Consider the following 25993-nt stretch of genomic DNA (forward strand, 5'->3'; position numbering starts at 1 on the left):
AATCCCGCCCATGAATATCTACCTGCTTTTACACAAGGCTCCTGTTCGCGTTTTCCGTATCGGAAGGCGTCGTTTTTGGCTGCGTTTAAAACTGGATATGCTGGTTGTTAAAGAAGCCCTGTCTCAAGAGAAGCAAGAGACCAAAGAGATGTTGGTGACTTACAAACGCTATACCCGCAAACAAGCAAACAAAGAGGAGTTAATCGAGGCCAATAAACAATTTGCCGACTTACTAAAGGGTTTAGGCCTAGGTGTGTTTGCCGTTTTACCTTTTGCTCCGCTCACTATTCCACTGGTATTAAAGCTGGGGAAAATGGTTGGCGTTGATGTATTGCCAAGCTCATTCAATAATATGTCAGAGCGTAAAGCCAATGCTCGTAGAATCTCAACTAAAAACAGAGTAAAAGCCCACAATAGCCCTGCAAAATAGCCTCAAACTAGATGACCTTCTTTGCCGTGTTCCCTCTTACTCAATCATTGTTAAATCATCTCTTTTCTTTCTAGAAAGTGACTAGCCTGATACTCTTAGGGCTATCTTTTAAACTCGTCGCTAATTATAAAGAGTCCCTACATGAGTAATATCATCGTTTCAGGTGTTTCAGGCATTCCCCTTTCCATTTTCAATAGCGAAACATTTTCACAGTGGCGCGAACAGCAAGCTAAAAGCGTTATTAACTGGCTAACCACAACTCAATTTTCAGGTAATGGCGCATGCTTGATCCCGAACACTGAAGGTGAACTGTCTGAGGTCATTTTTGTCAGTAACAATGACGATTCTTACTGGCTCTGCGGTGATTTAGTCAATCAACTACCCGCTGGTAACTATCAATTGACCGCTGACGAAAAGCAAGTTAGAACCGCCGCTTTTAGTTGGGGCTTAGGCGCTTACCAGTTCGACCGATATAAAAAGAGCGATAAGCAATTCCCACAGCTTGTGGTACCTACACAAGCTCAAGCCGATGAAGCCAACAAGTTCATCCGCTCTGTTTCATTAGTGCGCGACTTGGTCAACACCCCAGCTGCCGATATGATGCCACAGGATTTAGCAGAAACCATGTCAGCAATGGCGACGGAATTTGGCGGAACACTGAGTCAAATCGTTGGTGATGAACTGCTTGAACAGAACTACCCAACCATCCACATGGTCGGCCGAGCCAGCGAAAATGCACCGCGTTTAATTGATCTAACTTGGGGTGATGAATCCGCACCTAAAGTGACACTGGTCGGTAAAGGCGTGTGTTTTGATTCAGGTGGACTCGATTTAAAACCTGGCGCAGGCATGCGCTTAATGAAAAAAGACATGGGCGGCGCCGCACATGTGATTGGTTTAGCACAACTGATTATGGCCAACAACCTACCTATTCGTCTGCGTGTACTCGTCCCCGCCGTTGAAAACGCAGTGTCAGCGAACGCCTTTAGACCCGGCGATGTCATTACCACCCGTAAAGGCATTACCGTTGAAATTGATAACACAGATGCTGAAGGTCGCTTAGTCTTGTGTGATGCACTTGCAGAAGCCAACAACGACAAGCCAGAGCTAATGATCGACTTTGCCACCTTAACCGGCGCGATGCGTGTCGCACTAGGTACAGAGTTACCGGGCTTCTTTAGTAATGATGACCAAGTAGCCGCCGACATTACCGCATCTGGTTTAAGTGTTAATGATCCTGTTTGGCGCATGCCGCTGCACAAGCCATATCTTGAACTTACAGGCAGTGATATTGCCGACTTGGCTAACTGTGGCAAAACTCCGTTTGGCGGCGCAATCACCGCAGCTCTTTATCTAGAAGCCTTTGTCGATAAAGATATTAGCTGGAGCCATTTTGATGTTATGGCATGGAACAACCGCAAGCTTCCAGGTCGTCCAGTCGGCGGTGAAGCCTTTGGTATTCGCGCAGTATTTGATTACCTGCAAAATCGTTTTAACAAGTAAGCTTACTTTTTGATCCAGTAAGCTCATTACTAGAAAATAGGCCTGTTGATACAGGCCTTTTTTATTAAAAAAATCACTTCTTTGTTTATTGCATTAGTCAATGTAGAGAACAAACATCAGCTACTCTTTGAGACTTGCAATTATTCCATAAACAAAAAAACTAAGCTGAATGACAGTAAAGAGACCTTGATACCAATCCCGTGCACTTACTCAAAAAGAGTGCTTGTTAAGCCCGTATATATGTCAATGTCAGGACGCTAAGGGCCCTACTCTGCCTAGACACTTGTTGATGTTGCTTTACCTTTATTTACACACAAAGCACTTATTATTAACAATTAAATGACTTATGTTCATTATTCAACCAGGAGCTAGAACTGACTTGTGGACGACTGCATACATCGCTAATCGTCATTCCACTGTGGCTGAAGCCATGATGGCAGATTTGTCTAAGACAAATAATCGACGTCGGTTTTATAAATTAATAATAGAAATGGATAGCAACGTTATGAACTGTAAGCAGAGAATAATATCAGTCGCAATCGTCGCCGCAATGGCAGCTCCGGCCGCCAATGCAAACATAGATGAAGAGTTACAAGTCATTATCAGCAATAATGGTCTGACGGGTGATCCCGCTGCCGCCTTTAATTTACCTGCTCATAATGATCCTGAAGTTAAATTGGGCAAAATGTTATTTTTTAGCCAAGCCTTAGGTGGTGAGCAAACAGCGGCTTGTGCCAGTTGTCATCACCCTTACCTCGGTGGTGGTGATGGGTTGGCATTAGCGGTAGGTGTTGATGCCGAAAATATCGCAGTCATGGGCCAAGGGCGAAAACGTGAAGATAATGTGTTTAATAATCCACGTAATACTCCATCTGTATTTAATGCCTTCGTTTGGACTCAGGGGGTATTTTGGGACTCTCGGGTTGAGCAGGTAGCAGATGGTATTCGCACTCCTGACTCAGCCGTTAATACCCCAGATATTAATGCCGGTGATAATTTGTTAATGGCTCAGGCTGGCTTTCCAGTCACCTCAGTTGAAGAGATGCGCACCGAGACTTTTGAAATCGATAGCAGTAACCAAGAGGTGCGCGATCACTTAGCGTCGCGTCTCGCTAATATTGGTATTGGTGCCAATGAATTGGCCAAAAACCAATGGCGTGGTTTGTTCGAAGCCGTTTATGGTAGCCAAACCCCTGATGGTGGCGATGTGGTTAACTTTGACAACGTCAAGCGTTCCATTGCCAGCTATGAAAGCTCTATAAACCTCACCGATAACCCTTGGTTCCGATACATAAAAGGGGATATTAATGCCATTAGCGAGTCAGCAAAACGTGGGGCTAAACTGTTTTATGATGTAACACCTGGTGCACCGGGATGCTCGGCTTGTCATTCTGGCGACACTTTCACTAATCAGGCCCACTTTAATGTTGGCTTTCCGCAAATAGGACCCGGCAAAGGTCACGGAACGACAGGTGTGGGCGATTTAGGTCGTGGTGCCGAACATCCTGGACGTGCTAATGTTAATTCATTTCGAACGCCGACCCTGTTAAACGTGGCTAAAACGGCTCCTTATGGTCATGCAGGCGCCTATTCAACGTTAGAGCAGGTTATCGATCACTACGATAATATCGATACCAATTTGCCCTCCTTTATTGCTGATTCAATCTGGTGTGAACAGCCACAATTTGCCGCAGCTGACAATTGTGAGGCGCTATTTTCTGCCTCTGCAACTGATATTGCCCAGGAGAATTTAGCTGAGATTCAGTTTTTCCGTGATTTAGGTATTTCGGCAGTATTACCCTTAGGCTTAAGTACACAGGAAAAAGTTGATCTGCTTGAGTTTTTACATACCCTGACCGATCCCTGTACAGAAAATGCCGAGTGTTTGCAAAAATGGTTACCCGATCCCGCAGTAGATGATCCCGATGGTCTACAACTGCGAGCGTTAAACGCTCAAGGCGTGCCGCTAAACTTGACGCGTGAATGTACCCAAGTGAATGCGACTTCCGGTACGAAGCTAACACCAAATGATCAAATGGTCTGCGTCTCAGGTGATCGTAATTATTTCTCTATCGATATCGCCGAAGATGATACCTGGTTATATATCAGCACTACTGGGGGTAGCGGAAATGCCAATATTTTCTTCGACCCCTTTTACTGGGCTACACCAGAAAACTCTATACCACAGCATCGTGCAATTGGCCCCACTAATGAAGAGGTCTTAGTCGTTAAAGCGCATAGCGGGGTTAATTATATTACCCTAGCGAGTATGACCAGCTTTGAATTAGCCGGTCTTACGGTCAGCATAGGTCAAGATCCTGCAACGATAGAGAATCCAGTTGTGCTAGAAACCTTCGTGACAGATGCTTGTTTAACGCCTATGACACCACGAAACTCGGGAAACCTTCAACCGCTTGACAGTTTTTGTGTTAGCCCTGGCGGTTTAGCCTACTTTACCACTTATATTGATTCCGGAACGACTCAGCTGCAGCTCAGGACAGATCATGGTGCTGGTGATGTGAAGCTCTATGGTGGTCCTGTCTGGCCTACAGCAACGAATTACCAGGATAAGTCTGATAATGTGGGAAATACCGAAGAGATCCTTATCGAAAATCCAACCCTGGGCTGGTATTACGTTATGGTTGATGCAAATAGTGTCTCAGGCATGAGCCTGAGAATGGATAAAAAAATTAACTAATATTATTAAATGTAAAATGAATCGTGTATGCCAATGCCTCGCTGTTTAGCGGGGCATTTTTTTAGTTGTTAAAGACCCGCGCCAACTGGCCAAGATTAGTGTTGTGGCTTAATGAATCTGTACACCGATATGGGGTAAACTTCCCATATAACATAACGGTGTAAAAATGATGAACACTCAACCCACTTACTCAACTGAATTCAAGATTGATGCTGCTAACTTGGTGATAAAGCAAGGCTACTCTGTACGTGAAGTATTCGAAGCTACTGGCGTAGGACCAACAGAATTTATTATGGATGGCACCGTTAATTACTCATGAACAAAAAATTAACGATGGATGGCACAAAAATTAACGATGGATGGCACCGTTAATTTCCCTTGGCAATACGGCAAGTTATTATGGATGGCACCTTAGAGATCATTACTGAAGAGCTAATTCACGAATAACTTTCATTTCGTCTTTATCTAGACATAAAATAAATGATTTTCCTGCTCCTGGTATAGCATTATCATAATCTGCTTTAAAGTGAACGTACACTTCAAGCTTTGATTTATCATTTGCTGTACTCTCCTTTAGGTAATACTCATCTAAACTCCAACCTCGGGTATCAAATGTATACTTTTCAACATACTCTTTTACTGGAGACTCAACCTCCTTACCATTGTCATAAATATCTATGACCATGAATTCATTTTTACCGCTTATATTAAATACATTTTCATTTGATGTTACGTCTTCACATGCAAAAGAAGCTTCACAACCAATTAAAATACTCACTATTATTAAAAGGGATTTCATTTTTTTTACCATAGTATGTCTCCTTATCGATAAGGCACAATAAGCATGCCATTGTGCTGTATAACAACACCTGGAGCCTTTGCTTCTAGTCTAGTAAACCCCAAATCACTTTTAGACGGGATTTGTTTATAGTTTTCAGCAGCTGTATTTGGGTGAGTATGAAACCACGCTATTACCATTATTTCACTTGGCCTAGTTCCTACAGTTGTACCAAGAGAGTCTCTTGTCCCTGCAGCTACTCTAATTACTTTAAATTCACCATTACTCCCTACAATCCACCCTCCCTGCTCTAATTTCAAAGACCCCTCAAAACCCCTTAGTACCGAGGGAGCATTAGGATTTGAATCCTCCCATGCTTGACTCAATGAGGAACTGACTCCTTGATCATTTAGTGCCATTTGCAAAAGTGGGGGAACACTTGAGCTGGAGTTGCCTCCACTGGTACCTTGACGTGGAGCTGAACGAGGTTTTCCTACACTAGAAGAACAATTAGGATCTTCGTGACATTCGTTACGCTTATCTTGTTTTCGTTTTTCCCTCAGTTCATCAAACTCTTTTGTCATTCCTGTAGGGTCAGTATACTTGTAAGGATTATTAGCTACATAACTATATCGATTAAAAGTATCTACAGCACCTGTAAACCCAATCGGATCATTCGAGTAAAACCGCCCGATAAGTGGATCATAGTATCGTGCCTGCATATACGTCAGCCCAAGATCGGTATCTTGCAGGTGGCCGGTATAACCAATACCCGCTTTTTCACCGCCAAGGCGTTTGCCAAACGGCTCATACACACTACGACTGACCACCTTACCTTCGGCATCCGTTTCCATCACCGGCGTGCCGAGCATATCGGTATGTTGATAAGTGATCACCATCGCAGGCTTAAAGCTACCTAGCTGATAAACACCACTGCATAAATTAGCAAAATTACAGGCACTAATGCTGATGGTATAAGCCCCCATAGGCAAGACGAGATCATAGCGTGTGCCAGTGACTTGAAATACCTGTTCAACCCCGTTAGCGTCTCGTATGACTATCTGATAGTGGGTGGCATAATCAACGGCTGGCCAACTTAGCGTATAAGCGCCATCGGTCTGCATCGCTCCCATGGCATGACTGACAGGCGCTTTGGGTGGCAATAGCGCCACAGTTAACACCTAAAAAGATCTGCTAAACTCAGTATCTGCTCTTCGATCCAACCGCGACGATGCTCGTACGACTTACCTGAATATCCATCAAAACCAGTAAGATAAGCTCGCCTGATGGTTCTACTGCAACAATGATGGAACGGCCTTCTTGTTTATATAAAAAGTTCAATACTAATCTGATTGCTTCTTGGACGGGCCATAATCACCTCCTACTTTAGCCAATACTTAAAGCTTGTAAGTGATGAAAAAAATGCAATTAACAATGGCTGGCCTGATTTATTTTTATAAGCAGCCGAAACCCAATTGTTGTTTAGAAGGGGCTTCTTAAAAAGCCCACCTCCTTAACACATCTTGGTTATTATTTAATCACTGATTAGTTTTCATTTTCTTATACCTAAAATAGAAAAACATTGAGCCAACCCCATTTAAAGAAGCTACGACTAGTGATATTGATTCTCCATAAAACAACAGCGCTGTAATCACACTAGCTATCCAAAAATAAATTGCCACCACAAAAAGGAACTGATATTTCACTTTTAATAAAGTTGTGCCGAAAACGACCAAAACGAGTAAGGCGGAATAAATAATAATATTATTTTCCATGAGAATGCCTAAGAGTAGTTGTAATCTCAACTTTGGAATCGTTCGTCATACCGTTACCTGCAAATACTCCTTTCGTAGTTATCACATCTCCCTTGTGAACAGGCTCTGCGCCTCCCAAGGCTCCAGAAGCTATATTCAAAGTAGTGACCGCTGGAGCTGATGGTGGAAAAATTGCAACTACAACGATACTAGCAACAGCCCGAGAAACGTTCATTATACCTTCTTTCGTTGATTCAATTGAATCAGCTTGCTCATGAGTTTTCACTTCAATAGTACTCTCCATCGTCGCTTCCTTCTCTGAGGGTTTAGAAGCAACTAAGTCAGAGGGGTCAGCTACTTCCACTGATTTTTCATATAAGCTTGCATCTCGTCCGTCAGGATCAATATATTTATATGGATTATTATTCGCATATGCGTAACGATTGAAGTTATGAACATTCTTAAAACCAACCGGATCATTCGAGTAGAAACGCCCGATAAGTGGATCATAGTATCGTGCCTGCATATACGTCAGGCCTAAGTCAGTATCTTGCAGGTGGCCGGTATAACCAATACCGGCTTTTTCACCGCCAAGGCGTTTGCCAAACGGTTCATACACACTGCGGCTGACCACCTTACCTTCGGCATCCGTTTCCATCACCGGCGTGCCGAGCATATCTGTATGTTGGTAGGAGACTGTGAGAGTGTTCGGTAGTGAACCTGTCACTTGTATCGTTTTGGTTGCCGAATATGCACTGCATACAGTGCTATTACAGGCCCTCACTTTATAACTGTAGCTGCCCACGACTTTAGTGCGGGCTAGCGACAATGCAATGCCGGAGTACAAAACGCTCTTTGATTCACCGCTAACTTGATAACGAGTCGCGTTGTCCACCGCGCTCCAGCTAACTCGGTAGTTGCCATCACTATCACCGCTGGCAAGACTCAGCGTGGGTACCGCTGGCGGCAATGTGACCTTGATGGTTTTACTTGCCGAATAGGCAGAGCATAAATCTCCATTACAAGCTCTGACCTTATAGCTGTAGCTGCCATTACCCTTAGTTCGGTTAAGTGAAAGAGCACGGCCCGAGTACAGTACAGCTTTAGATTCGCCTTGTAATTCATAATGGGTAGCGTTTTTTTGCGCACTCCACGATACCTCATACGTACCATCACTATCACTGCTGGCAAGTGTAAGTACCGGTGTACTAGGTCGAATCACTGGTTCTGGATCACAGTCAGGTGCCCCACGGCTGGTTCCACAACCCGGTCCATCAGGCTCGGGCCTTGGATCTGGCGCACCCGCAAAAGACAAGGTACATACACCCAAGACTGATATTTCTCAGTGGGGTAAGTTGGCGAAAAATATCCATTTTTTAAACGCTCCTTATAATTTTGGAGTGTTTTATACACTAATTTCAAGATCCCCCCCAGTAAAGCGCAGCAAAATACAACGAACTGACTACATCTCGCGTTCAAAAATTACACTTACTCATGTAGTCAGTAAGGGTACTGCTCAGAGAATTAGATTTAGCAAGCACTTGCTGTTGCCTATGGTAGGGATACAAACTGGATGATTTTGCTTACGGGCACCCCTTTACATCGGATTACTTTTTTGAGGGATGGCTCTTTTTTAGGTAGGAGGTCAAATTGTTAGTTGTAAATGGCTTTGGTCGGATAAGCGGCACTTGTTACCAAGTGCCGCTCTCCTAAGAACCTATGTGGACTCCCCAACTGTCAACAACAAATAGTTATGAATCGAAGAATTAATGCGTACTTATGTACGAGCTCTCATTGAGTAGCGAACTCAGGCTCTCTGATATTTACGCAGACCAATAAACAATTCTGTACGACGAGCTCGAAGCTCTTGGTTCTTAACTGTTTTTACTGGCTGATTTTTATCTTCGATTAAGCATTTTGTTGTTTGAACTCGTTAACTGGCCGAGATTAATTTGGCCTTATACTCTGTTCCTTGGGTTAACATGGCAAAAGCCGTTCTTACTGTTTTATTGGCTAGTGCCACTGCTGCACATTTCTTTCCACGTCTTTCTACCAACCCTTGTATCCATTTTTCTTTGGTGGTTCGGGCTTCTCTTTTCACTACCTGGATTACGCAGGACATGGCGCCAGCAATAAGTTGGCTACGAAGCATACTGTTTTTTACATGTTTGCCTATAGAGCCCATTTTTGTCTTACCACCGCTAGAATGCTGTAATGGCGTTAACCCTATACACGCCGATGCATCTTTTCCTTTATTAAAAGTGCCTAGCTCAGCACAACCCAATGCAATATAGAGGTTAATTGCGTTTATACTTCCCACACCTTCTAGTTTTAGTAGTTTTTTACAATCTGAGTGTTCATGTATGGATTTTTCGAGACAATCATTATAAATAGCCAATGATTTTATTGTTTCTAAATACAGCTTCCACGCACTGTCTAATGCAAGTCTAAACAAGTCAGAAAAATCATTTTCTGCATCTTCGAGCGTTGACTCGACTGCACTCTTCAATCCACCATTGCGATTCGCGGTGCTGATATTAAACTCAGACAACAAGGAAACAAGTTGATTGCTGAGCGCTGTTTTTTGCTTACTGCATAGCTCTCTTATTCTCATCATGGATTGCAATTGCTGCTGTTGAACCGATTTACCGGAAATAAAATTAACTTCTGGCAGCATAGCTGACTGAACAATAGCTAAAGCATCATTTTTGTCAGTTTTCTGGTTTTGCCTCACTGAAGAAACTAATTGCGCAGATATAAGGTTTGCATCATGACCAAAAGATAGTGCTTTTTGTTTCCAATAATTTGAAGAGGCGCATGCTTCAAAGACAACCATCATCGGTTCTGATTTGGCGAGAAATTCGGTGAATTCGCAAGGTGTCATTTCTTCATTAGAACGCACTGTTTTGTTTGTATATACACAAACTTGAATTACACGTTTTCCTAAATCAACGCCAACTATTGTCTTTTTCATTATGGACTCCAATAAGTTATGGTGAATATTAAAAATACACCATTCGATTAAGATTGGGGGAGTCCAATTATCTGTACGTGCAACTTTCACTGCATACGGCTCAAGCCTCCACTAAGGCGTACTATGTTACCCGGTAACCACAGGGGTTACCTTTGCAATACTCACTTGAAGCTTTGATACTTTCTGCTCTATGACTTTCCAATAAATGGATTATCGTGGAGTGGAGCAAAGCAAGGAGAGGCACTAACTTCAATCGAAGTCATCATTTGCGTTTCTCCATTAACAAAGTTCTTCTAATTTTCTTGCAACGGGAGACCAGCTGGAAGTGGGCTCACTTTCGTGCCAGACACAAGGTCTGTATCTGCATCATTACAATGCAGCATTAGCTTTCTCCAGCCTCCTTTACCTGCACCACTATCGGCTATCTTCACAGATAACTTTCCCAATGGGAGTGATACGGGCTTACCGTGTTCCGTATGTCGCGCAATGTCAGGTTAGATGCCCACTCTAGTGCGGAGAGCTTTACAACCACGAAAGAGCATTGCCCAATCTCTTTCCTACTCTCGTTGCCATTTTGGCCACAGCGTATAAACCACTTCCGCTGCTTCTCGTATAACGCACCTTACATGGATTCACATATGTTCATCTTACAGACTCCCTAGCACTCACCCGATTTGTGGTTATCAGGAGGAACGTCCTCTCACGATTCTGTTCCCATTCGGTATAAAAGCAAATTTCGTTACATTGTCTGGCTCGCTACTTTATTCAGAGCCATAGGGTCATCTGGTGATACAGATGGTTCACTCAAAGCGGTGAACAGCGCTTCATACGACTTCACGTCGCACGGGCAGAAGCGAGTTAGCTTCTAGCCTAAGTGGTTCTAATTGCCTGCGATGGTACTGGACAGAATGTCGTGATCACATGGTCGATGATGTTCCCGACATCATAACGACATTTCCCATATCCCTATGGTCAGATGTGAATGAACGACCTTATGTGCAGACGCAGCTGAGGCACGCAGACTCTTTATAAAAGAAAGGGTCCCTGAGTGCTCTACAATAGCGTCCATGCCATCGAAGGCCTCAGCCGCACCCACACTGGGTTATAAAAGCGCAAACTATCAGCATTCGGCTTACCAATAAAAGCTTTTAAATTTAGATAAACTTCCACATCAGTGAACATTAAAATCTACATTTAAGTAGCCAAATTAGCAGACAGCAATCTCCCCCGCTGGAAATTTCGCTGTTTAAATTTCGCCGGGGCGCTGAGGGATTGTCAAGGGGCGCAAGCGCTTTGCCCCTTGGCTCTACTCTTGATTACAAGAATGGGCGAAGCACCACGACTTTGGTCAAGCATAGCTTGATAAAACTAATAGATAACTGACCCACTTCGGGGCAGAAGCTAATTTGCTTCTGGCCTAAAGTGGTTCCAATGACCTGCGATGGTGCTGGACAGGATGTCCGAATGTCGCGATCCTAGAGGGTTCCCCTTTTGGCCGAGTGTGAGTTGGAAGCTCACGACTTTATCGGCTGCAAGGCAAATGAACTAGGAACCATCAATTAGATGCCGTGTAGCCGCAATTGCTACGGTAGTGGAAGCAACATCAACAATCAACGAGCTGCAGACACAAAAAAGCCCGACGTATCGGGCTCTTTATTTAGTTAACTCTCAACTATTATTCAAACTAAAGTGCTGAAGCTGAAGATTAACCTTCAATACCTTTACTCACAAGGAACTCATCGTAAGTTCCTTTGAAGTCATTCACGCCGTTTGGCGTAACTTCAAGAATACGATTAGCAATTGATGATACAAATGCACGGTCATGGCTGACAAACATTAATGTACCTTCATACATTTCAAGCGCGTTGTTCAATGACTCGATTGATTCCATATCCATGTGGTTAGTTGGCTCATCTAGTAGCAAGATATTTGGCTTTTGCATGATTAGCTTACCAAACAACATACGCCCTTTTTCACCACCAGAAAGCACTTTAACTGACTTTTTAATATCGTCAGAACCAAACAACATCCGCCCTAAGTAGCCGCGTACAGATTGGTCGTCATCTTCTGGTTTGCGCCATTGACTCATCCATTCAAACAATGTCATGTCATTTTCGAAATCTGACTCATGGTCCTGGGCGTAGTAACCAATCGATGAGTTTTCAGACCACTGAATAGTCCCTGAATCCTGAGGAATGTCGTGTACTAGTGTGCGCAATAGCGTGGTTTTACCCACACCGTTATCACCCAAGATAGCAATACGCTCGCCCACTTCAGCAATTAGGTTTAGATCTTTAAACAGTTGAACATCAAAACCTTTGCTTAAATCTTCTACAACTAATGCATTACGGAACAATTTCTTCTCTTGTTCGAAACGAATAAATGGATTCACACGGCTTGAAGCTTTAATGTCGTCTAGCTTAATCTTATCGATTAGCTTGGCACGAGAGGTCGCTTGCTTTGCTTTTGAAGCGTTAGCTGAGAAACGTGCTACGAAGCCTTGAAGCTCAGCAATTTGTGCTTTCTTCTTAGCATTGTCGGACATCAAACGTTCACGTGACTGTTGTGCAGCCATCATGTACTCATCGTAGTTACCTGGGAATACGCGCATTTCGCCGTAATCCAAATCAGCCATATGAGTACAAACAGAGTTCAAGAAATATCTATCGTGCGAGATGATAATCATGGTGCTGCTGCGTTGGTTCAACATCTCTTGCAACCAACGAATAGTATCGATATCCAAGTTGTTGGTGGGTTCGTCAAGTAGCAATACATCAGGATCAGAGAACAAGGCTTGTGCCAGAAGCACACGTAGTTTAAAACCTGGTGCGATTTCGCCCATAAGGCCAAAATGCTGGTCAACACCGATACCGACGCCCATTAACAACTCACCGGCACGAGATTCAGCGGTATAACCGTCCATCTCGGCAAATTCCATCTCAAGATCGGCCACTTTGATGCCGTCTTCTTCAGTCATTTCAGCTAAGGAGTAGATACGATCGCGCTCTTTCTTCACTTCCCAAAGCTCAGCGTGCCCCATGATCACGGTATCAATGACGTTGAACTCTTCATAACCAAATTGGTTCTGGCTCAACTTACCTAAGCGCTCGTTAACATCCAGTGAAACGTTACCTGAAGTTGGCTCAAGATCGCCCGCAAGGATCTTCATAAAGGTTGATTTACCACAACCGTTCGCGCCGATAAGACCGTAACGGTTTCCGCCGCCAAACTTTATTGAGAGGTTTTCAAACAGTGGCTTAGCGCCAAACTGCATGGTGATATTAGCTGTAGTAATCAAAGTAACTTTCCGCTTTTGGTTATATGACTTAATAGAGATCATAGATAAAACAAAAACCAGTAAATCGATATGAGCCATTAGCCCTAAATCAACTTACTGGTCGAAGACTCGCGCAAGTCCGCGCACAGCCTATAAAATCAAGCGCGATACTATAGCATTTTAGCCTAAATTATCAACTGTGTTCAGTCCTGTTAGATGACAAATCTTATTAAAATAGTTCACACTGGGTGATGCTTACCTCTAGCTGTTGTACCTTGCTGCTCAAACAAGCTTGGCTTTGCGCAATCGATTGGCATTGCTCACCACCGTTAATGATGACATTGCCATGGCGGCTCCTGCGATAACAGGACTGAGTAACATGCCAGTTAATGGGAACAATACCCCTGCTGCCAATGGGATCCCTAAGCTATTATAGATAAAGGCGCCAAATAGATTTTGCTTGATATTCTTCATGCTCGCTTTTGCCAGCAGTAGCGTTTCGGCCACCACCATCAGTCTTGCTGAAAGCAGCGTAAAGTCAGCACTTTCAATGGCGATATCCGTGCCACTACCCATCGCTAGGCCTACATCGGCGCTCATGAGTGCTGGCGCATCATTAATGCCATCCCCAACCATAGCAACCACTTCACCTCGCTGTTGCAACTCAATTACTTTTTGCTGCTTTTGCTCAGGTAATACATTGGCAAATACAGTTGCAATACCCACGGTATCAGCGACTGCCCTTGCAGTTTGTTGATTATCTCCTGTTAATAACACCACTTCTAGACCACTGTTCTTCATTGCGGCTATCGCTTCGACGGCATCAGCCTTAATCGGATCTGCTATCGCAATGATGGCGATGAGCTTTTGCTCCATTGCCACAAATACAGGTGTTTGCCCTTTACTTGCCATTGCCGATATTTGCTGCTGATATGCAGATAGGGTATCTAGACCAACTTGTTGCATCAAGCTCTGGTTACCAATCGCATATTCAATGCCTGCTACTAGTCCCGTGATCCCCCGACCTTGCACATTGGTAAATTGTTCAGGCTCTTTAATAGAGAGTGATAATTGCTTAGCCTCTGCAATAATAGCGCTGGCGAGCGGATGCTCGGAGTGTTGCTCTAACGCGGCAATATCACTGAGTAAACTTTGTCTATCGATATGCGATTGCAGCACTATAAAATCAGTGACTTTAGGCGCGCCTTGGGTAATGGTGCCGGTTTTATCAAGCACAACGGTGGTGACCTTACTTGCCGTTTGCAACGCCTCACCATTTCTAACTAATACACCCATTTTTGCTGCGCGGCCAACTGAAACCATAATCGACATCGGCGTCGCAAGTCCTAAAGCGCATGGGCAGGCGATAATGAGCACACTGGTTAGCACGACCAACGCATGTGACAAGGCTGGAGCCGGCCCAAATAGATACCAAATAGCCGAACTCAGCAGTGCAATAATAATTACCGCCGGCACAAAGTAAGCGGAGATTTTATCCGTTAAGCGCCCAATGGGCATTTTGGATGTTTGTGCTTGCTGCACTAGCTCAATAATTTTGGCCAGTTTGCTATCTTCTTCAGCTGCAGTAACTTGATAGATAACACTGCCATTGCCGTTAACGGTTCCAGCACTCACGCTATCGGCTATCTCTTTGTGAACCGGTACAGGCTCGCCCGTTAGCATTGACTCATTGATCAACGTATGTCCGCTAATGATTTCACCATCGAGCGCGACTTTATCACCAGGGCGCAAACGTAAATAGTCTCCGAGGTTAACTTGGCTGATCTCAACTTCTTCATCGCCGGCATCAGTAATACGTATTGCAGTACTAGCTTGCAGTCCAAGTAGGCGCTGCACAGCCTCGCTGGTTTTACCTCTTGCCCGTAGCTCTAATGCATGGCCTAGATTAATTAAACCTAAGATCATCACGCTCGCTTCAAAATAGACATGACGGGTATCTGCTGGGAACCACTGCGGTGCGGTAACAACCAACATCGAATAAATCCAGGCAGCAGAAGTGCCTAATGCAATGAGGGTGTCCATATTGGCGCTACGCGCTTTTATTGCACGTAACATCCCCTGAAAAAAGTGACGCCCGGTGGTTGCCATCACGATAAACGTCACCAGCCCAACTACGCCCCATGCATATTGCTGACTGGTATTGTTCACCATCATTTCACCGCCGAGTAAGCCCCATAGCATTAAGGGCACACCAAGACCTAAGCCGATGGCAGCTTGGATCACTCGAACTCGATACTCTTTAACCTCATCGGCCTCTTTCTTTGCCGCGCCTTTTCGAGCATCTAACAGCTGTCCACTGTCGTATCCCACCGCTTTTATAAGCTCAATTGCTTTCTCTGGGGTGATATTACCGAACACCTGCACCTGTTTATCGGCAAGATTTACTCTAGCGCTAATTGCACTGTCCATGCCTTCTTTGTTGCTGACTTTGGCAAAAGCTGACTCAATTTTGGCCACGCAGCTTGCACAACTCATATTGGGGACATATAGATTAATCGTTTGCATAAAAAACGCTCCCAGCTCATATTGTATCTTTGATGCACTAAGGGTAATGTCTCCCACAAGGGGAGAGTCAAATATTAATTCAAATTATTTGCACCGGAGAGACAATGAAAATTGGTGAAGTCGCTAAACTGACTAATTTAACTGTAAAAAGCATACGTTATTATCATGACACTGGCTTAGTAGAAGCACGAAAAAATGAAAATGGCTACCGTGAGTACAGCCAAAAAGAGGTGGATGCGCTGGGCTTTATACAACACTGTAGAGCGCTTGGGTTTACGTTAGAGGATTGTAAGGCACTGCTCGATCTGCAGCAAAACACTCAACGTAATGCTGCAGATGTGAAAGCACTCGCTCAACATCACCTCGACGATATTGAACAAAAGATCGATAAGCTGAGTAACTTAAGCAGCCAGCTGCAGCATTTAATCAAGGACTGCAAAGGTGGCAGACAGCCCAACTGCGCTATTTTAAACGGCCTTAGCCCAAACACTGATGTTGATGTTACCCCTTAGCACCTAGCACCTAGTACCTAGTACCTAGTACCTAGTACGATGCTAAAGCCTACCTGCGCCTTAAGTTATCGATATTTTCAATGATGAGCGCTGGAGTCTCTCCGGCTGGCGTAAAGCCGAAGACTTGACCATAAAACGACAGTTCAGACTCTAAAGCACGCTTTTTACTTTGCGGCGACACTCGATTAGCAGCGTCGTCATTAAACTCTAGATAGGCTACCGGCCTACCCTTTTGTTTCACGGCATTATAGAGCTGCAGCGTTTGTTCTGCCGGGATCAGTGAGTCGTTGACTCCTTGAACAAGCAGTAGAGGTTCATTAATCCCAGAGAGGTTGTTCATCGCAGAGCGACGTTTATAGTTATCAAATTCGCCAATAAGTTTCTCTAAATAATGACTTTCAAACTTATGCGTATGACGTTTAAATGACTCTACATCACTAATGCCTGAGTAGCTTACTGCAGCGCCGAACGTGCTGTAATAAGCAACGGCTGATAATGCAGTAAAACCACCAGCACGAGTTCCTTTTATGGCTAGTTTTAGCCCATCGACATCGCCACGATTAACCAAGAAACCAGCGGCTCTGACCGCGTCTTCTACATCTGACTTACCCCAGTTACCATAAAGACTGTTGCGATAATCCCGGCCAAAACCGGTACTGCCACGGTAGTTGAGATCAAACACAGCAAAACCACGACTCGTCCAATACTGAATGTCACGCCTAAATGCTCGGTTAGCCTGAGCTGTTGGGCCGGGATGCAGAAACATCACTAACGGTGGCTCTTGCCCTGCTGGTGCTTGGAAATTTGGATTTGCTGGTTGGTAAAGATATCCATGGGCGGTGTCATTATTGCCCGTTTTAAAGCTGACACTCTCGGCTCTTGAAATAAAGAGGGGGTCCATTACTGTTAGTTCGGGCGCATAAATCAGCTGGGCAGAGCGTCCTTGTACTTTATAAATCCCTTTTTCAGGCGTTTCTTTCGCGCCGACGAAAATAACTTCATTCTCACTTTTTGTTACATACGTAATTTCTGCAAAATCGACAGCAATAGGATCCGTGACGCCACTTTCGGTATCAATACGGATAAGTCCAGCTTCGCCTTCACGGTTATAACTGGCGATTAAGGTATGTTCATTTTCGAATGCATAATTGTGATGACCTAAGTGCCAAGCCGCAACAGCAAATTCGGCCTCTTGCGCGAGTACTATCTCAGCTTGATCAAACTCATTTAGGCGATAAATATTCCACCAATTAGTGTAATCCGCGACAAAATAGAGCTGTCCATTGGGGCTAAAAAGCGGCTGAGTGATTGAAGCTGTTTGCGCTTTAGCGACCTGTTTGATATTAGTCAGCGCGCCTTTGTTATCGAGATCTGCCAGCCATAGTTTGCTGTTGTCCCACGGCATGTTTGGGTGATCCCATGTTATCCACGCCAATTTAGTTTGATCTGGAGAGATAACGGGGGTGGAGTAAAAATCAGCGTCACTAGTGAGTACTTCGCCTTCATCTGCATAACTTAAATTAATGCCAACGAGTTGATTAACCACTTTATCAGCAGCTCTATGGTCTTCTCTGACACAGATTAAACGGGAAGCTTTTGAGTTTGATATACAGTCGGCGTGTCGAGTGCCTGAGGGTGTCAATGGAAACGGTGCTTGATTAGGAGCAATACGATACAAGAGTTGATTTGAGTGTTTAGTGGCAAACAGGCTATTACCTATCGCAACAAAAGGTGCGCCACCGTACTCATGCACACGGCTACCGATATCAAAACTGGAGGGAATAGCTTCAACGACCACAGCAGCATCATCTATTCGTTTGACTCCACGCTGGCCCTCATTTCTAGCATCGAGAATGGTAAAATAGATGCTACCAGCAGTAACTTGGATCTCACCTATACTGTCAGACAGATCATAAACATGCTCAGCGGTAACAGGTGATTTCCAGCTACCAAAATCTGCTATTTGTACGCCGTCGGGTAATGATTCAGCGGCTACGGCTTCAGTATGCTTTGATTTAGGTGCGTCGCAGCCAACCGTTATCAATAATGTTGCACAGGTCAGGATTGATGCAATTAAAAATCTCATTCGTTGCCTAAGTTCTGTCTAAATAAAAGATGAGTTGCTGCATGTCTTAAGCTTTACGCTTTAAAAACGATAATAAAGCTAACACGGCTATTATATCAACTCTATAATACCCATCGGTATAGGTATCTGTTAGTACAACTTGTGTTAAAAGCCGTTAATCTAAAATTTTGGTTACGTTCACCGCTAAAGCTTCGAAAGATAGGGCTTACTTACGGGTAAACTTGTTGATAAACCACTGCATAATTTCAAGTTGAGTGCGTTTTCTTAGTCCAAAATAGATGCAAACCCAAGGTGATAGCAATATGTACCATGGAATAATGGCAGTATTATTTCCGCTAAATATCAAATACAAAAAGCCAAAGTAGATCACTAACAATCCACTACAACCGACCACTAGCATCATTACTTTGGTTGCTTTCTCTAACCAGTCCATCGTAACCCCACACTCCTCTTCTAAAACAAATCTAGCCTACTTAAGCTAATTATGACGTATATCTCGGCTATTATGCCATTCGTATCGGTAATTAACGCTCATAAAAAAACGGGCAAATGCCCGTTAATTATTAGCGAGAGACTCGATATTACAAACGTATACCACCATCAATCTCAAATACGCGGCCGTTAACATAATCATTTTCAATGATAAAACGCACCGTAGAAGCTATCTCTTCCGCCTGACCTAAACGGCCGACGGGCACCATTTTTTGCAAACGCTCAAGCGCTTCCGGCTTCATTGCCGCTGTCATTTCAGTTTCGATCACACCCGGTGCGACTGCTGCACTGCGAATATTATGACGTGCAAGCTCTTTAGCCCAACCCACACTCATCGCAGCCACGCCCGCTTTAGACGCTGAGTAGTTTGACTGGCCCATGTTACCGGCTTTAGCAAGGCTAGAGATGTTGATAATCACCCCCTCTTGTTTGGTTTCAATCATCGCAGCTGCCGCTTCACGGCCACAGAGGAATGTGCCTGTTAAGTTGACGTTGATAACCGACTGAAACTGATCATAAGACATACGATCTGTCACTTGGCCATCTTTGGCTTTTAACATTAAGCCATCACGTAAAATACCTGCATTGTTGATCAATACATTGACTTGGCCGAAATCTTCTTTAATAAACTGAAAACCTGAAAATACATCTTCTTCATCGGTAATATCTAATGCATAACCTTGAACTTCAGTAACAGCACCAATGTTTGCACAGGCTTTTTCCAACTTTTCTTGGTCAACATCGATAAGTGCGAGCTTGGCACCTGCGGCCGCTAAAGTCTCCGCCATTGCGTAGCCTAGTCCACCCGCACCACCAGTAATTACTACAACCTTATCTTTTAAATCCATTGAATTACCCTTTATTTTTTATCTGTTGATTACTCTGAAGATCTAGGAGCAAACTGCTCAAAAATACTCGAAAAATCGCGTTTACCGTTACCTTGACGCGCATGGTTCACATAAAGGCTGCGCGCTAAAGCACCCATTGGCGTGCTCGAATTTGATAACAAAGCCGCTTCTTGAGAAAGTCCTAAATCCTTTACCATCAAGTCAACCATAAAGCCGCCTTGATAATCGTTTGACGACGGTACCGACTCCATAACATCAGGACAAGGATTATATTTATCTAACGTCCAATTACCACCACTACTGACTTTCATTATGTCTGAAAGCACTTTAGGATCGAGTCCGTGGTCAATACCCATCTGCAACGACTCTGATGTTGCCACCATCAATACTGACAACAGCATATTATTACATATCTTAGCCACTTGCCCAGCACCAGGACCACCCGCATGAAATATATTGGCCCCCATAGCCTTAAGTGCAACCTGTGCATGCCCAAATCCGCTATCACTGCCACCACAAATAAAGGTCAACGTGCCAGCAGCAGCACCTGCGGTGCCTCCTGAGACTGGCGCATCAACAAACTCTAAACCTTTGTCAGCAGCGTGCTTTGCCACAAAGCGTGCACTATCTGCATCTATGGTTGAGCAATCAATGAGTAATGTCCCTGCCGCGACCACATCGACTAATCCTTTGTTGTCGCTATCGCCAATATAGAGGCTACGAACATGTTTGCCAGCTGGCAACATGGTCACCACAATATCAGCACTGGCAGCAGCGCCACAGGCGCTCGTTGCGGTGAGTGCGCCTTGCTCGGCCAGCGCTTGCATTGCCGCGGGAACCAAATCAAAAACCTTAACAGTAAAGCCCGCTTTAATTAGATTAACGGCCATTGGGCCGCCCATGTTTCCTAAACCAATAAATGCAACAGTACTCATGTTTTGCTCCTGCGCACCCTTAACAAGTGCAGTATCGTATTTGTTTAAATCAGTAGGATGGGTGTAGCCTTAAAGCATATCCCTCAGAGGGTGGCTTGTTTCATCCCAAGGTGAGTTCATCAGTGATGACAGCAACTCATTCGGCACTGACGCCACGTCCTGATATAACCATTTCGGGCTTCTATCTTTGTCGATAAGTAACGCGCGCACACCTTCAGCAAAGTCAGCTTTAGCACAACAATTAACGCTTAAGCCTAACTCAAACTTGAACACATCAGCTAAACTCATGTCTGTGCCCAGCATTGACTGTTTGTGCACCAAAGCAAGGCTAATAGGGCTGCCCGCCAACATGACTTTGCAGGCTTTAGCTAGCCAAGGTTGTGTCTCTTTTTGTTCATCACTTAATGAACTGAGGCGCGCAACGATTGTTGATAAGTCACCAGCCATTAACTCATCTATCATCGCTTGGTGTGTTTCAAGCTGACTTGACACTAACGGTGTTGCACATTGTGTTTGCATGTCATCAAGCAGCGTATGCAGTATGTTGTGGTTAGCCGCTTTATCATCTGACCATGCCACCGTTGCCATCGCATCAAACAGTAACTCTTTGTCATCGCGATTGAGGTAATGGTTACCAATACCAACATAATGCGCATCTGCGCCATTCATGTTGTACGCGGTCATCCCTAAAAATAGCCCAGCTTTGCCCGGCATTCGGTTAAGGAAATAGCTGCCGCCGACATCCGGGTATAAACCGATGGTCACTTCAGGCATGGCAATCCGCGAATGTTCGGTAACCACTCGGTGACTTGCCCCCGCCATTAACCCAAGCCCACCGCCCATGACAATGCCATCACCCCACACTAATACAGGCTTGCCAAACGTATGCAGTAGGTAATCGAGCTGATACTCTTGCTTAAAAAAGTCAGTCGCTTGCGCAGTGACTTTACCCGGTGTTGCCACTGCAGCATGGTAGATTGCACGCACATCGCCACCAGCACAAAACGCTTTATCACCAGCACCATCTAACACGATAGCAGCAATATTATTATCGCTACGCCACGTTGTTAATTGGCTAGTTAACAGCTGAACCATCTCAATATTAAGCGCGTTAAGGGCTTTTTCGATGTTAAGCGTTGCCACGCCAATCTGTTTACCCGATGCGGTGCCTAATGTTTGGAACACCACACTATTGGTTACAGTATCAGTGACCGTATTTGTAGTGGTACTTAATGATGTAGTCATTAGCCGTTTTTCCAGACTGCTTTACGCTTATTTAAAAAGGCGCTCACACCCTCAGCTTGATCTTCAGTATCAAACAAGTCTGCAAACTCCTGACGCTCTAATGGTAATGCTTGAGCCCGAGGCATGCTGCGACCCGCTTGAACTAAACGCTTACACGCGGCAACACTGCTCGGGCTTTGATTAGCCACTCGTTCTGCCAATGCCATCGCAGCATTAAAGCTATCACCCGTAGCAACAACCTCCTCGACCAGACCTATCGCTTCCGCTTTAGCAGATTTAATACGCTCACCGCACAATATCATCCGCTTAGTCCAGCCTTCGCCCACGAGTGCGGTTAAGTTTTGTGTACCACCGGCACAAGGCAGTAGTCCGACAGTCGCTTCCGGTAATGCCAACTGTGCTTGCTCTTCACAAATTCGAAGATCACATGCTAGCGCCACTTCAAGACCGCCACCCATTGCATAGCCGTTAATAGCGGCTATCGATACACCACGAAAGGCACTTAATGCTTCAAACGCTTCACCAAAATAACGCGCCATATCTGCAGCGTTATTTTTATCACCATCGGCAAACAGCTTTAAATCTGCACCAGCGGAAAAGAACTTGTCTCCTTCGCCTGTAATAACTAAGGCGTAAACCTCTTTGTTATCGTTTAATTTAAGTACCTTGGCTTTGAGCTCCTGCAAGCTTGCTGCGGTCCATGTATTCGCCGGCGGGTTGTTCATGCTGATAACCGCGGTATGGCCGACGATCTTCTCTAATAATAGTGACATGGAAACTCCTTTTAAATTATCTTGAATCAATGATTAAACGGCTTTGTGATTGTATTAACTCAATAGTTTTAGTAATTGCTTATAAAATCGCGCCGGCGTTTTCATCTAATAAACGACGAGAGATAATCAAACGCATAATTTCGTTTGTTCCCTCTAAGATCTGGTGCACACGCACATCACGTACATGGCGCTCTAATGGATATTCTCGAATATAACCATAACCACCGTGGATCTGCAGCGCTGCATCACACACTTGGAAGCCAATATCGGTAGCAAAACGTTTTGCCATAGCGCAATACGCCGTCGCTTCAGGATCTTTTTCATCCAATTTAAAGGCGGCTAAACGCACTAATTGCCTGGCAGCCACGAGCTCTGTAGCCATATCGGCTAACTTAAACTGCAGCGCTTGAAACGCGGCCAAAGGCTTACCAAACTGCTTACGCTCGTTCATGTATTGTGTTGCACGTTCAAGTGCTGCTTGTGCAGTACCGATTGAACAAGTCGCAATATTAATTCGACCGCCATCGAGCCCCTTCATGGCGAAAATAAAGCCTTGCCCCTCTTCGCCGAGCAGATTGCTTACGGGGACGCGGACGTTGTCGAAGGTGATTTGGCGAGTTGGCTGCGCGTTCCAGCCCATTTTATCTTCCGCTTTACCGTAGATAACGCCTGCTGCATCGGCAGGAATAGCAATCGCAGAGATCCCTTTTGGACCCGCTTCGCCTGTACGACACATCACCACTAACAACTCTGTCGCACCTGCGCCAGAGATAAACACTTTTGAACCAGAAATTAGGTAGTCATCGCCATCGCGTACCGCTTTTGTTTGCAGTGATGCAGCATCGCTACCCGCGCCAGGCTCGGTTAAACAGTATGACGCCAAATTTTGTCCTGTAGTCAATGATTCAGACCACTCGCTACGCAAGGCTTCAGAGCCAAAACTGGTGACCATCCACGTCGCCATATTGTGGATAGTTAGCATGGCCGTAGTCGCAGTACATCCCATCGACAGTTGCTCAAAAATAATAGAAGAGTCTAAACGAGATAATCCCATGCCACCTTCAGATTCAGGTGAATATAAAGAGCAAAAACCGAGTTCACCTGCTTTTTGGATTACCTCTTTTGGAAAGTGGTGTTCTTCATCCCATTTGCTAGCGAAAGGGGCAAGTTCCTCTCTTGAAAACTGGCTAGCTAACTCTGCGAATTGGCGTTGGTCGTCATTCAGATTAAAATCCATCTGTTTACTCCTTTTTTACTGTATACGGTACTGTAATTTGCCTTATTCAAGGCTTAGGGTCTTTAGCTAATGATTGCTTTTAACGACTATCAATCGTTAATGGCTAACCTTGCTGACCTCTATTCATTATTAAGTTTTTTTGTTTGATTTAAGCTCGCCTAATAAGCGGCTAAGCCAAACGAACATTGCCACCTAAAATAGGTGGCAATTAGCTGATATTATTACTTAAGGTCGATAGTCATGTTGGGAGCTGACGCCACCGCGATGTCAGACTCAAACCAACGAGCTGTAATAGTTTTGGTTTCAGTATAGAAACGCACAGCTTGCTTACCGTATGCATGTTGATCGCCGTAGAAACTGCCCTTCCACCCCGTAAATGAGAAGAAAGGTAACGGTACCGGAATTGGCACGTTAATACCGACTTGACCCACTTCAATTTCATGCTGATATTTACGCGCGGCTGCACCACTGGCGGTAAAGATAGCGGTGCCGTTGCCGTAAGGGCTATCGTTAACAATCTCAATAGCTTCTTCCAATGACTCGGCGTTCATACAGCACAGTACAGGGCCAAAGATCTCCTCTTTATAGACACTCATGTCGGTGGTGACCTTGTCAAACATGGTAGGTCCAACCCAGTTACCTGACTCGTAGCCCTCAACAGTAAAGTCGGTGCCATCAAGTAAGCAATCAGCGCCCTCTTCGATACCTTGTGCAATAAGGCTTACGACTCGTTGCTTAGCCGCAGGGCTAATAACTGGCCCGTAGGCGGCGTCTTTATCATCCCAAAGACCAGGTTTAACTTTTGAAATTGCCTCTTTAAGCTCTGGGATCCACTCTTTCGCGGCGCCAACAAAAACGGCAACCGACAATGCCATACAGCGCTGACCAGCAGCGCCAACGGAGGCACCGACTAGGTTATTGATAACCTGTTGCTTATTGGCATCAGGCATAATAACGCAGTGGTTTTTAGCCCCGGCAAATGCTTGCACACGCTTCAGGTTATCGGTCCCCGTCTTGTAGATGTATTGCCCGACATTGACTGAGCCTACAAAAGAGATTGCTTTAATGTCTGGATGGCGTAATACAATATCAACAGCTGTCTTGTCACCATGAACTAACTGGATAACGCCTTTTGGCGCGCCAGCCTCTACAAACAGCTCAATAAGGCGCTGTGGCGTCATTGGGTCTTGCTCTGATGGCTTAAGGACAAAGGTGTTACCGCAAGCAACAGCCAGTGGGAACATCCATAGTGGGATCATCGCGGGAAAGTTAAACGGTGTAATACCCGCACATACGCCTAGAGGTTGGGTGTAGCTATAGGTGTCGATTGAACGTGCCACGTTCTCTACCGTTTCACCCATCATCATCGAAGCAATATTGCATGCGTGCTCAGCCACTTCGATACCACGCCAAACATCACCTTTGGCATCATCAAACGTCTTACCCGTCTCTTGTGCCAAGATAGTCGCTATCTCATCATGATGCTCTTTTAGCAGATGCTGATATCTAAGCATCACGCGTGCACGCTCAGAAACAGGTACCTCTTTCCATGTCTTGAAAGCGGTTTTCGCGCTGGCTATAGCGGTTTCAACTTCGCTCGGCAGCGCAGCATTCACAACTGCAATCGTTTCATTGTTAGCAGGGTTGGTAACAGCAATCTGGTGATCGCCAGTACCTAAAGTCCATTCGCCATCGATGTAGTGCTTAACTTGAATAGTCATATCGCTTCCTATTTATCATCGCCTATTTTTGATAGTGATGAGCAAAATGATGATTTAAGGGCGGCCATTATTATTTTATTTTGCGAAGCATCACTGTTGGGCAGTGATGCTTGCCGCTGGCTTACCCTTAAATCGAGTCTTGTTGAATACGGTTTATCTATTGCTACAAATCGCCAAAGTTGACGATTAACAGTTCAAAATACG

21 protein-coding genes and 1 pseudogene are annotated in these 25993 nt (G+C 44.7%); 6 read left to right on the top strand and 16 right to left on the bottom strand.

Going from position 1 to position 25993, the window contains the following annotated elements; translation table 11 throughout:
- Positions 1-10 precede the first annotated feature (10 nt).
- From JK628_RS15195 to JK628_RS15210, 4 genes are all read left to right on the top strand, one after another.
- Positions 11-430 (top strand): hypothetical protein, encoded by a 420-nt coding sequence (locus tag JK628_RS15195; RefSeq protein ID WP_202285480.1) that lies wholly within the window; start codon positions 11-13, stop codon positions 428-430.
- 141 nt (positions 431-571) lie between these two features.
- Entirely contained in the window at positions 572-1933 is a 1362-nt protein-coding gene (locus tag JK628_RS15200; RefSeq protein ID WP_202285482.1) for a leucyl aminopeptidase family protein, read from the top strand.
- A gap of 505 nt (positions 1934-2438) precedes the next feature.
- Entirely contained in the window at positions 2439-4631 is a 2193-nt protein-coding gene (locus JK628_RS15205; protein WP_202285484.1) for a cytochrome c peroxidase, read from the top strand.
- 166 nt (positions 4632-4797) lie between these two features.
- On the top strand, positions 4798-4950 hold the full coding sequence (locus JK628_RS15210; RefSeq protein WP_202285486.1) for a transposase: 153 nt from the start codon (positions 4798-4800) through the stop codon (positions 4948-4950).
- A gap of 102 nt (positions 4951-5052) precedes the next feature.
- Here the strand turns inward: JK628_RS15210 and JK628_RS15215 are convergent, their stop codons facing one another.
- The 8 genes and pseudogenes from JK628_RS15215 to JK628_RS15245 all read right to left on the bottom strand — a co-directional run bounded on the left by JK628_RS15215 (position 5053) and on the right by JK628_RS15245 (position 15940).
- The gene (locus tag JK628_RS15215) at positions 5053-5442 is read right to left on the bottom strand and encodes a hypothetical protein (protein ID WP_202285488.1); all 390 of its coding nucleotides are present in this window, start codon (positions 5440-5442) and stop codon (positions 5053-5055) included.
- Positions 5443-5453: 11 nt separating this feature from the next.
- Positions 5454-6581, bottom strand: coding sequence for an RHS repeat-associated core domain-containing protein (locus tag JK628_RS15220; RefSeq protein ID WP_237524029.1), 1128 nt, complete (start codon positions 6579-6581; stop codon positions 5454-5456).
- An 11-nt stretch (positions 6582-6592) separates the two neighbouring features.
- Positions 6593-6781: pseudogene (locus JK628_RS23570) on the bottom strand (transposase); the annotation flags it as partial.
- Positions 6782-6947: 166 nt separating this feature from the next.
- Positions 6948-7184: a hypothetical protein gene (locus JK628_RS15225; RefSeq protein ID WP_202285490.1), complete on the bottom strand. Its 237-nt coding sequence runs from the start codon at positions 7182-7184 to the stop codon at positions 6948-6950.
- Entirely contained in the window at positions 7174-8493 is a 1320-nt protein-coding gene (locus JK628_RS23325; RefSeq protein WP_237524030.1) for an RHS repeat-associated core domain-containing protein, read from the bottom strand. Before JK628_RS23325 ends, JK628_RS15225 begins: the two co-directional genes overlap by 11 nt.
- Positions 8494-9096: 603 nt before the next feature.
- Positions 9097-10137: an IS110 family transposase gene (locus JK628_RS15235; RefSeq protein ID WP_202285492.1), complete on the bottom strand. Its 1041-nt coding sequence runs from the start codon at positions 10135-10137 to the stop codon at positions 9097-9099.
- Positions 10138-11842: 1705 nt separating this feature from the next.
- Positions 11843-13435: an ABC-F family ATPase gene (locus JK628_RS15240; RefSeq protein WP_202285494.1), complete on the bottom strand. Its 1593-nt coding sequence runs from the start codon at positions 13433-13435 to the stop codon at positions 11843-11845.
- 261 nt (positions 13436-13696) lie between these two features.
- Entirely contained in the window at positions 13697-15940 is a 2244-nt protein-coding gene (locus tag JK628_RS15245) for a heavy metal translocating P-type ATPase (protein WP_202285496.1), read from the bottom strand.
- A gap of 104 nt (positions 15941-16044) precedes the next feature.
- On the opposite strand from JK628_RS15245, the gene JK628_RS15250 reads away from it, so the two are divergent.
- Positions 16045-16452, top strand: coding sequence for a MerR family DNA-binding protein (locus tag JK628_RS15250; RefSeq protein ID WP_202285498.1), 408 nt, complete (start codon positions 16045-16047; stop codon positions 16450-16452).
- A gap of 49 nt (positions 16453-16501) precedes the next feature.
- Here the strand turns inward: JK628_RS15250 and JK628_RS15255 are convergent, their stop codons facing one another.
- From JK628_RS15255 to JK628_RS15290, 8 genes are all read right to left on the bottom strand, one after another.
- Complete coding sequence (locus JK628_RS15255) at positions 16502-18538, bottom strand: S9 family peptidase (RefSeq protein WP_202285500.1); 2037 nt, start codon at positions 18536-18538, stop codon at positions 16502-16504.
- 205 nt (positions 18539-18743) lie between these two features.
- Positions 18744-18971, bottom strand: coding sequence for a hypothetical protein (locus tag JK628_RS15260; protein ID WP_202285502.1), 228 nt, complete (start codon positions 18969-18971; stop codon positions 18744-18746).
- A gap of 148 nt (positions 18972-19119) precedes the next feature.
- A complete protein-coding gene (locus tag JK628_RS15265) occupies positions 19120-19878 on the bottom strand; it encodes an SDR family oxidoreductase (protein ID WP_202285504.1) in 759 nt (252 codons plus the stop codon).
- A 29-nt stretch (positions 19879-19907) separates the two neighbouring features.
- Positions 19908-20813 carry a 3-hydroxyisobutyrate dehydrogenase gene (gene mmsB, locus JK628_RS15270; protein WP_202285506.1) on the bottom strand — a complete coding sequence of 302 codons (906 nt, stop codon included), beginning with the start codon at positions 20811-20813 and terminating at the stop codon, positions 19908-19910.
- Positions 20814-20882: 69 nt separating this feature from the next.
- A complete protein-coding gene (locus tag JK628_RS15275; protein WP_202285508.1) occupies positions 20883-22058 on the bottom strand; it encodes an enoyl-CoA hydratase/isomerase family protein in 1176 nt (391 codons plus the stop codon).
- Positions 22058-22831 carry an enoyl-CoA hydratase gene (locus tag JK628_RS15280; RefSeq protein WP_202285510.1) on the bottom strand — a complete coding sequence of 258 codons (774 nt, stop codon included), beginning with the start codon at positions 22829-22831 and terminating at the stop codon, positions 22058-22060. The genes JK628_RS15275 and JK628_RS15280 overlap by 1 nt, the downstream gene beginning before the upstream one ends.
- Positions 22832-22910: 79 nt before the next feature.
- Complete coding sequence (locus tag JK628_RS15285) at positions 22911-24068, bottom strand: acyl-CoA dehydrogenase family protein (RefSeq protein WP_202285512.1); 1158 nt, start codon at positions 24066-24068, stop codon at positions 22911-22913.
- Positions 24069-24289: 221 nt separating this feature from the next.
- Positions 24290-25789, bottom strand: a complete 1500-nt coding sequence (locus JK628_RS15290; protein WP_202285514.1) for a CoA-acylating methylmalonate-semialdehyde dehydrogenase — start codon at positions 25787-25789, stop codon at positions 24290-24292.
- On the opposite strand from JK628_RS15290, the gene JK628_RS15295 reads away from it, so the two are divergent.
- Entirely contained in the window at positions 25778-25972 is a 195-nt protein-coding gene (locus tag JK628_RS15295; RefSeq protein ID WP_202285516.1) for a hypothetical protein, read from the top strand. The two genes, JK628_RS15290 and JK628_RS15295, sit on opposite strands and share 12 nt — an antisense overlap.
- Positions 25973-25993 lie beyond the last annotated feature (21 nt).

Source organism: Shewanella sp. KX20019, from assembly GCF_016757755.1.
In the GTDB taxonomy this organism is placed as follows: domain Bacteria; phylum Pseudomonadota; class Gammaproteobacteria; order Enterobacterales; family Shewanellaceae; genus Shewanella.

Coding starts and splice junctions, on each gene's coding strand:
- JK628_RS15195 (WP_202285480.1), top strand. CDS start 11: ATGAATATCTACCTGCTTTTACACAAGGCTCCTGTTCGCGTTTTCCGT.
- JK628_RS15200 (WP_202285482.1), top strand. CDS start 572: ATGAGTAATATCATCGTTTCAGGTGTTTCAGGCATTCCCCTTTCCATT.
- JK628_RS15205 (WP_202285484.1), top strand. CDS start 2,439: ATGAACTGTAAGCAGAGAATAATATCAGTCGCAATCGTCGCCGCAATG.
- JK628_RS15210 (WP_202285486.1), top strand. CDS start 4,798: ATGATGAACACTCAACCCACTTACTCAACTGAATTCAAGATTGATGCT.
- JK628_RS15215 (WP_202285488.1), bottom strand. CDS start 5,442: ATGGTAAAAAAAATGAAATCCCTTTTAATAATAGTGAGTATTTTAATT.
- JK628_RS15225 (WP_202285490.1), bottom strand. CDS start 7,184: ATGGAAAATAATATTATTATTTATTCCGCCTTACTCGTTTTGGTCGTT.
- JK628_RS15235 (WP_202285492.1), bottom strand. CDS start 10,137: ATGAAAAAGACAATAGTTGGCGTTGATTTAGGAAAACGTGTAATTCAA.
- JK628_RS15245 (WP_202285496.1), bottom strand. CDS start 15,940: ATGCAAACGATTAATCTATATGTCCCCAATATGAGTTGTGCAAGCTGC.
- JK628_RS15250 (WP_202285498.1), top strand. CDS start 16,045: ATGAAAATTGGTGAAGTCGCTAAACTGACTAATTTAACTGTAAAAAGC.
- JK628_RS15255 (WP_202285500.1), bottom strand. CDS start 18,538: ATGAGATTTTTAATTGCATCAATCCTGACCTGTGCAACATTATTGATA.
- JK628_RS15260 (WP_202285502.1), bottom strand. CDS start 18,971: ATGGACTGGTTAGAGAAAGCAACCAAAGTAATGATGCTAGTGGTCGGT.
- JK628_RS15265 (WP_202285504.1), bottom strand. CDS start 19,878: ATGGATTTAAAAGATAAGGTTGTAGTAATTACTGGTGGTGCGGGTGGA.
- mmsB (WP_202285506.1), bottom strand. CDS start 20,813: ATGAGTACTGTTGCATTTATTGGTTTAGGAAACATGGGCGGCCCAATG.
- JK628_RS15275 (WP_202285508.1), bottom strand. CDS start 22,058: ATGACTACATCATTAAGTACCACTACAAATACGGTCACTGATACTGTA.
- JK628_RS15280 (WP_202285510.1), bottom strand. CDS start 22,831: ATGTCACTATTATTAGAGAAGATCGTCGGCCATACCGCGGTTATCAGC.
- JK628_RS15285 (WP_202285512.1), bottom strand. CDS start 24,068: ATGGATTTTAATCTGAATGACGACCAACGCCAATTCGCAGAGTTAGCT.
- JK628_RS15290 (WP_202285514.1), bottom strand. CDS start 25,789: ATGACTATTCAAGTTAAGCACTACATCGATGGCGAATGGACTTTAGGT.